This window comes from Mucilaginibacter sp. (assembly GCF_039207105.1).
In the GTDB taxonomy this organism is placed as follows: Bacteria; Bacteroidota; Bacteroidia; order Sphingobacteriales; family Sphingobacteriaceae; genus Mucilaginibacter.
The window spans coordinates 1-6,079 of sequence record NZ_JBCECK010000227.1 but is presented as its reverse complement, the minus strand read 5'-3'; the positions used below and the strand labels follow the sequence as shown (position 1 = coordinate 6,079).

4 protein-coding genes are annotated in these 6,079 nt (G+C 41.9%); 1 reads left to right on the top strand and 3 read right to left on the bottom strand.

Annotated elements, in window-relative coordinates; genetic code table 11:
- Positions 1-4: 4 nt before the first annotated feature.
- Positions 5-1,126, bottom strand: a complete 1,122-nt coding sequence (locus AAGC65_RS24300; protein ID WP_343115056.1) for a TlpA disulfide reductase family protein — start codon at positions 1,124-1,126, stop codon at positions 5-7.
- Positions 1,127-1,238: 112 nt separating this feature from the next.
- Complete coding sequence (gene gatB / locus AAGC65_RS24295) at positions 1,239-2,708, bottom strand: Asp-tRNA(Asn)/Glu-tRNA(Gln) amidotransferase subunit GatB (RefSeq protein ID WP_343115055.1); 1,470 nt, start codon at positions 2,706-2,708, stop codon at positions 1,239-1,241.
- 424 nt (positions 2,709-3,132) lie between these two features.
- On the opposite strand from gatB, the gene AAGC65_RS24290 reads away from it, so the two are divergent.
- On the top strand, positions 3,133-3,606 hold the full coding sequence (locus tag AAGC65_RS24290) for a hypothetical protein (protein WP_343115054.1): 474 nt from the start codon (positions 3,133-3,135) through the stop codon (positions 3,604-3,606).
- Between the two features lie 78 nt (positions 3,607-3,684).
- Here the strand turns inward: AAGC65_RS24290 and alaS are convergent.
- On the bottom strand, positions 3,685-6,079 hold a 2,395-nt coding region (gene alaS, locus AAGC65_RS24285; RefSeq protein WP_343115053.1), incomplete at its 5' end, for an alanine--tRNA ligase.

The following is a 6,079-nucleotide window of genomic DNA, read 5'->3' as shown; positions in this document are numbered from 1 at the left end:
CGATTTATTGAGGCTTACTAAATGTTTTGTTTAAAAAAGCTTCCAAATCAGCGCCTGTAATGTTCTTGGCAGCTATATTTCCCTGAGGATCAATGATGAAGTTTGAAGGTATAGCTTCCACATGATAAAGCAACTCTGTAGCGCCTTCAAAGCCGTTCAAGTCTGACCCATGTGCCCAAGTCAACTTATCATCATCAATGGCTTTTTGCCATTGTGTTTTGTCTTTATCTAACGAGATACCTATAATGTTAAACCCTTTTGATTTAAAGGTATTGTATTGTTTTACCACGTTTGGATTTTCCTGGCGGCAAGGCATACACCATGAGGCCCAAAAATCAATCATCACGTATTTACCTTTGTAATCAGATAATTTAAATGGTTTGCCATCAATACCTGCAGTTGTAAAATCAGGAGCTTTATGACCTATGGAAATCGGCTTTGCCTTTTCCATTTGTTTAATAAACTGCTGTACGCCCGGGTTATCCTGAAAACTTCCTTTTATTTCGTCGGTATAGGCAATCAGCTGCGATTCATATTTAACAACATCCAATGATGTTGCCGCATAAAAACCGGCAAGCGATGTTTTGTTATCATTAACAAATTTCAACACAGCGGTACTATACTCGGCCATATTTTTTTGAAATATGGGCATATAAACTTTCAGCAATGAATCTGACTGTTTACCCAGCGCCTGCGATTTTTCCTGATATTCGGCTACTACCTTATTACTTTTCTCACCGTAAAAATTACTGATCTTGTTAAATTCTTTGATCTTTTCAGAATCATCCGAACCGGTAATGGTATAAGCATGGCTGCTATCCTTTAAGTCGGTAACAAAATCAATATCATCACCGTTTTTAGCAATCATATCAAACATAGTATCGCCGGTGCGCAGTTTGTATAAGTTTGCGTAAGGGGCATCATGCTTAAATTTAAACTTACCATCCTCACTTAATGTGGTAGAGTCCACAACCTGTACCGGGCTGCTAACGGCCGCAAACAGGTATACGATCTTTAAACTTGCCGGATTTTTAAGTGTTCCGGAAATCGTGAAAGCTGTTTTATCTTTACATGAAAAAAGGAATGCGCTTAATAATATTCCCGATGCTATAATGCGGTTCTTCATTGTTTTACTTTGATTTTCAATAGCCTAACCTAAATCCTCTCCAAAGGAGAGGACTTTTTAAATCGCTCCTTTGAACCCTCTCCTTTGGAGAAGGCAGGGTGAGACTTTAATTTTACTTTGATTCTAATTCTTTTATCAGCAACTGATTTGTTTTCTGGGGATCGATCTTGCCTTTTGAGCTTTTCATGATCTCGCCCATAAACAAGCCTAAAACACCTTTTTTGCCTTTTTGGTATTCTTTTACCTTATCCGGATATTTAGCGATGGCATCGCGTATAAAGCGGCTCACATCGTCATTATCCGAACTGATCAGCAAATTAAGCTCTTTGGCCAGTTCCTCAGCGGTTTTACCCGGTTCTTTGATCATGGCCGGGAATAACTTTTGCGAAGCTACAGAATTATTTATCACGCCAGCGTCAACAAGTTTAAGGAGGCCAGCCAGATGCCCTGGTGTAACACCAAAGTTACCAATGGTAACATCATGATCATTCAGGTATGACTTTACAGCTCCCATTAGCCAGTTGGCTGCAGCTTTATACAAATTAGTTTGGGTAATAAGTTCTTCAAAGTAAAAAGCCAGGTCACGCTCAGCAGTTATTACCGAAGCATCATAAGCCGATAAACCAAGTTCATTGGTGTACTTATGGTATAACTGGTTTGGCAATGCAGGTAAACCCTTACGTATATTTTCAAGATACTCGGGAGTAAGCTTCAAAGGCGGCAGATCGGGCTCGGGGAAATAGCGGTAATCATTGGCCATTTCTTTGGACCGCAACACTGATGTTTCGCCGGTATCTGCATTAAAATTCAGAGTATTTTGATCTATATAGCCGCCATTTTCAATAATATCTACCTGGCGGGCAAATTCGTGTTCAATAGCCCGCTGAAGGTTGCGTATGGAGTTTAAGTTCTTTACCTCACAACGGTTACCATATTCCGTTGCTCCTTTAAGCCTTACAGATATATTGGCATCGCAGCGCATACTGCCCTCTTCCATGTTTCCATCACATATATCAAGGTAGCGCAGTATCTTACGTGTTTCGGTCATAAATTGCGCGGCTTCTTCGGCGCTGCGCATATCTGGTTGCGATACGATCTCTACCAGCGGTACCCCAGCCCTGTTCAGGTCGATCAATGAATCGGCATGGTGCTGGTCATGCATGCTTTTGCCGGCATCCTCTTCCATGTGGATGTGATGAATGGCAATGTCTTTTTGTGTCCCGTCTGACAGTCTAACAGGTACATATCCGCCTAAACAAACCGGTGCCTGATCCTGGGTGATCTGGTAGCCTTTAGGCAAATCGGCATAAAAATAGTTTTTACGGGCAAAAGAATTATTCAGGTTGATGGTGCAATTACAGGCCAAACCCATTTTCACGGCGTACTCTACCGCTCTTTTATTTAAAAATGGTAAGGTACCCGGATGCCCCAGCGATATAGCGCTGATGTGGTGGTTAGCTTCGGCGCCAAACGCGGCAGAATCTGCCGAGAACGCCTTACTTAAAGTAGATAACTGCGCATGTACTTCAAGGCCTATTACCACTTCGTACTTGTCACTTACCTCATTGCTAATAACTGTCATAAATAAAAATTCAGCTCAAATTTTACTGCTTGTAAGGTCAAATATATAAAAGTTAATACAGTATAAATATCATTTAAGCATTAAACAAGCCGAAAAATTTAATTAAATAACATTTATCCCGACCATATAACAAAGCCATATACCTATTAAAACTATTGATTTAGTATAGTTTAAGCCAAGGTACAAGCATTGCTTATTGATAATTTTAATTATTATCTGTTCGACGGCCCTATTGAAAAACACGGCATTAGTGAAATCTTGTTTGTAACGGGCTACTAATAAAAAAATCATGCTGATAATTAATATTTTAGCTATTAATTTACACACCCAACTATGCTATAGTTAAACCTTCATAACCTGGCTCTGTCTATTATTTCAACAGAGCGTTAATAAAACAACGCCGAATAATTAAGATCAGAACACCATGAAAAAGATACTATTAGGAATGCTCGCCGGATGCTTTATACTCGCAGCTTCAGTTACTCCATCAAAAGCCCAGGTACATGTTAATGTTAACTTAGGTATATGGAACCCGCCTGCAGAATATTCAAGCGTAAATTATTATTACCTGCCCGATGTAGAAAGCTATTACTACGTGCCTAAACATCAATATGTGTATTTAGATGGCGGCCACTGGGTATACAGAAGTGCTTTGCCTGCACGCTACAGTGCCTATAACATCCAAACCGGTTATAAAGTGGCGGTTAATCGTCCTCGTCCCTATACCCATTTTGAAAATGACAGAGTAGCATACGCACGTTATAGGGGCACCCGCGACAGGCAGGTTATTATCCGCGACCATTATAACACCCGTGTGGTTAACCGTACCCGAGTAGTCGACAGGCGCGTGGTAGTACGTCATGATAACGGCCATCACTACGGTCACTACAAACACTAATAACCCAACATATATAATAGCAAAAAAGACCATCTGTTACGTGGTCTTTTTTGTTATATGAATATTTGCAATAGCGGCTTAGCCGATAAAGCTTTTAGCTTTTACAAGTGCAGCTTCAAGGCCGCTGGCATCGCTGCCACCCGCCGTGGCAAAAAACGGCTGACCACCGCCGCCACCTTTTATCTCTTTGGCCAATTCCCTTACGATATTACCGGCATTCAAACCTTTTTCTTTTACCAGGTTTTCGGCTATCATTACGGTAAGGCTTGGTTTACCATCAAACTCCGCAGCCAGTACCAAAAACAGATCGGTTACGATATCTTTTAATTGATAGGCCAGGTTTTTCACCGCCTCGGCATTAGGCAAAGCCACTTTTTGAGCAATGAAATTGATACCGTTTACAGCTTCGGCCTTCGTCGCCAGCTCATTCTTCAAGCCTGATGATTTTTCAAGGATCGTTTTTTCGATCTCTTTTTTCAGTTTAGCGTTTTCATCCAGCAAGCTCTCCACACTTTTAGGCAGATCTTTTGGATTTTTAAGCAATTCTTTCAATTGAGTAAGCAACAGCGTTTGCGCATTGATATAATTTTCGGCGGCAACACCGGTAATGGCCTCAATACGGCGTACCCCGGCAGCTACAGCACTTTCGGCAATAATTTTAAAGTAACCAATTTGTCCAGTTGCTTTCACGTGCGTACCGCCACAAAGCTCCTTGCTAAACTCATCGTCGAAAGTGATCACGCGTACATACTCACCATATTTTTCACCAAACAGGGCGGTTACACCGCTGGTTATAGCTTCGGCATATAGTACGCTCCGCTCTTCTTTTAGCGGGATATTCTGACGTACCTTTTGGTTTACGATCGCTTCGATCTGTGCCAGCTCCTCGTCAGTAACTTTTGCAAAATGCGAAAAGTCGAACCGTAAATAGTCAGGATTTACTAACGAACCTTTTTGGTTCACATGACTGCCCAACACCTGTTTCAAAGCGGCATGAAGCAAGTGCGTAGCAGAGTGATTGCTATTGGTCTGGCTACGCAAGGCAGGATCAACAATGGCAGTCAAGGCATCATCAATATCTTCGGGCAGTTGATCTACAAAATGTACGGTAAGGCCATTCTCTTTTTTGGTATCGGTTACTTTTACAATTTCGCCATCCGGGAAAACCAGTTCGCCCTTGTCCCCTACCTGGCCACCGCTTTCAGCATAAAAAGGCGTTTTATCCAACACGATCTGGTATTGCTCCTTACCTTTAGCAGTTACCTTGCGGTATTTTACAACATGGGCAACAGTCTCGGTTTCATCATAACCTGTGAACTCAACGCCTTCATCTTCTTTTAAAACTACCCAATCGCCGGTATCAATAGCAGTAGCAGCGCGGGAGCGTGATTTTTGTTGTAAAAGCAACTTTTCAAAGCCCTCTACGTCTACAGACAACCCCTTTTCACGGGCCATTAATTCTGTTAAATCCAAAGGAAAACCATAGGTGTCCGATAACTCAAAAGCAACTTTAGCTTCTATTTGTTCGAAATTTTTATCGGGCAAGAGCATAGCTGTAACACTGAAAACATATTGATCAAAAATGTTTATCCCCTTTTCCAATGTCCTTAAAAACGCTGCCTCCTCTTCTAAAACAACCTTTTGCACAAAATCTTTTTGGCTATACAGATTACCAAACACAGTCTTAAACTGCTCAGCCAACAAAGGCACCAGTTGATTTAAAAACGGCTCCTTAAATCCTAAATATTGGTAAGAATAACGTACAGCACGGCGTAATATTCTGCGGATCACATAGCCCGCCTTATTGTTTGATGGTAATTGTCCATCGGCAATGGCAAAGCTAATGGCACGGATATGGTCAGCCAGTACACGCATGGCTACAGCCTCATTCCAGTCAGCATCGCCTGGTTTGGCTGCGCTATTATAGGTTTTGCCGCTCTTTTCAGCAATAAACTGAATCATCGGCTGAAAAACATCGGTATCATAGTTGGAGGTTTTACCTTGCAGCACGCGCACCAAACGTTCAAAGCCCATGCCGGTATCTACATGCTTTGCTGGCAATGGCTGCAGGTTACCACCTTTTAAGCGGTTAAACTGCATGAACACATTATTCCATATCTCTATAACCTGGTCATGGTCAGCATTTACCAAAGTTGCTCCGCTTACTTCGGTACGCTCATTATCCGGGCGGCTGTCATAATGTATCTCTGATGATGGGCCGCAGGGGCCGGTTTCGCCCATTTCCCAAAAATTATCTTTTTTATTACCGGGCAGGATATGGTCTTCAGCTACGAGGGCTTTCCAAAACTCATAAGTTTCGGTATCTTTCTCCAAACCTTCCTTTCCATCACCTTCAAAATAGGTAACGTACAGGCGGTCTTTAGGTAGTTTATAAACTTCGGTAAGCAGCTCCCAGCTCCAGGCAATGGCTTCTTTTTTAAAGTAGTCGCCAAAGCTCCAGTTGCCCAGCATT

Coding starts and splice junctions, on each gene's coding strand:
- AAGC65_RS24300 (WP_343115056.1), bottom strand. CDS start 1,126: ATGAAGAACCGCATTATAGCATCGGGAATATTATTAAGCGCATTCCTT.
- gatB (WP_343115055.1), bottom strand. CDS start 2,708: ATGACAGTTATTAGCAATGAGGTAAGTGACAAGTACGAAGTGGTAATA.
- AAGC65_RS24290 (WP_343115054.1), top strand. CDS start 3,133: ATGAAAAAGATACTATTAGGAATGCTCGCCGGATGCTTTATACTCGCA.